This is a genomic window from Nocardia asiatica NBRC 100129, from assembly GCF_000308415.1.
Taxonomy (GTDB): Bacteria; Actinomycetota; Actinomycetes; order Mycobacteriales; family Mycobacteriaceae; genus Nocardia; species Nocardia asiatica.
The window spans coordinates 1-2053 of sequence record NZ_BAFS01000037.1 but is presented as its reverse complement, the minus strand read 5'-3'; the positions used below and the strand labels follow the sequence as shown (position 1 = coordinate 2053).

1 protein-coding gene is annotated in these 2053 nt (G+C 69.3%); it reads right to left on the bottom strand.

What is annotated here, in order from left to right:
- On the bottom strand, positions 1 to 2053 hold a 2053-nt coding region (locus ON27_RS04335), incomplete at both ends, for a condensation domain-containing protein (protein WP_043719662.1).

The following is a 2053-nucleotide window of genomic DNA, read 5'->3' as shown; positions in this document are numbered from 1 at the left end:
GCTCGGCTCGGTCGAGGATGTCGATGTCGCCGATGAGGGTGTGGGGGTTGGTGGCGATGGTGGTGAGGATGCGTTCGAGGCGGTGGCCGAGGGTGTGGATGGTGGTGTCGTCGAACAGGTCGGTGGCGTAGGTGAAGATGGTGTCGAGTTCGCCGGGGGTGCCGTCGTCGCGGTGGTGGGGGTGGACGTTGACTTGCAGGTCGAATTTCGCGGCGACGGTGCCGGTGTCGAGGGCGGTGATGGTCAGCCCGGGTAGTTGCAGGGTGGGTTGTTCGTTGTTCTGGAACGACAGCACGACCCCGAACAGGGGGTTGTGGGTGGTGGCGCGGCCGGGCGCGACGACTTCCACGACGCGTTCGAAGGGGATGTCGGCGTTGGCGAAAGCGGCCAGGTCGGTTTCGCGGGCGCGGTCGACCAGCGCGGTGAACGGCATACCCGCTTCCACGCGGGTGCGCAGGGTCAGGGTGTTGACGAACATGCCGACCAGGTCGTCGAGCACGCGTTCCCCGCGCCCGGCGATCGGGGTGCCGATCGCGACGTCCGGGTCGCCGGACAGCCGCGCCAGCAGCACCGCCAGCGCGGCGTGCACGACCATGAACAGGGTGCAGTTGTGTTCACGCGCCAGCAGGGTCAACGCCTGATGGACCTCCGCGGAGACCGCGAACCCGGTATTGGCGCCGCGCATGCTGGCATGCGCCGGGCGCGGCCGGTCGGTGGGCAACTGCGCCTGCCCGGACAACCCGTCGAGCTGGGAGCGCCAATAGGCCAGCTGCCGCGCCGCGACCGAGGCCGGGTCCTCGTCGGTGCCGATCACCTGCCGCTGCCAGATCGCGTAGTCGGCGTACTGCACCTCCAACGGCGCCCACCGCGGCGAGTTACCGCCGATCCGCGCGAGGTAGGCGGTGACCAGATCCCGCGCCAGCGGCGCCATCGACGCCCCGTCCGCGGCGATATGATGGGCCACCACCGCCAGCAGGAACTCCTCCGGGCCGGTCTCGAGCAGCAACGCCCGCACCGGCACCTGCTCGGTGACATCGAACCCGCTCGACATCAACTCACCCACCCGCCCGACCGGGTCGTCGGTGACAGCGAACTCCAACCCGCCCGGCAACGCCTGCTCCACGGTGAGGATCTGCTGGAACGGCAACCCGCCCGGCCCCTGGGCCGGATACCGGGTCCGCAACGACTCGTGCCGTTCGAGCACATCGGCCAGCGCGTACCGCAACGCCGACACATCCAACGCCCCGCTCAACCGGATCGCCATCGGAATGTTGTAAGCCGCCGACGCCGGATCGAACTGGTTGAGCACCCACATCCGCTGCTGCGCCAACGACAACGGCACCGGCCCGCGCCGCTCGGCGCGTTCGAGCACCGGCCGCCGCCCACCCCCCGCACCGGGCACCACCCGCGCGGCCAACCCCGCTACCGTCGGCGCGGCGAACAACTCCCGCACCGCCACATCCGCATCCAACGCCTCGTTGATCCGCGCGACCACCCGCGTGGCCAGCAACGAATTACCACCCAACGCGAAGAAATCGTCATCCAACCCCACCTCACCCGCCCCCAACAGACCAGCGAACACCTCCGCCACCGCCTGCTCCACCGGCGAACCCGGCGCCCGGAACACCACCCCACTCACGAACTCCGGCTCCGGCAACCCCCGCCGATCCAACTTCCCGTTCCCGGTCAACGGCAGCACATCCAGCACCACCACCGCATCCGGCACCATATAGCCGGTCAAGAACTCCGACACCTGCGTCCGCAACACCGACGCATCCAAGCTCGCACCCGCGTCCGGCACCACATACCCGACCAGACGGTCCCCGGCGTGCTCGTCGGCACGCACCACCACCACCGCCTGACTCACCCCCGGACAACGCAGCAACGCCGCCTCGATCTCCCCCAACTCGATACGGAACCCCCGCAACTGCACCTGCTGATCACCACGCCCGGCGTACTCGAGGGTGGCCTGACCACCGAACCCGACCCACCGGCCGATATCGCCACTGCGATACATCCGCGACCCCGGCGCACCGAACGGATTCGCCACAAA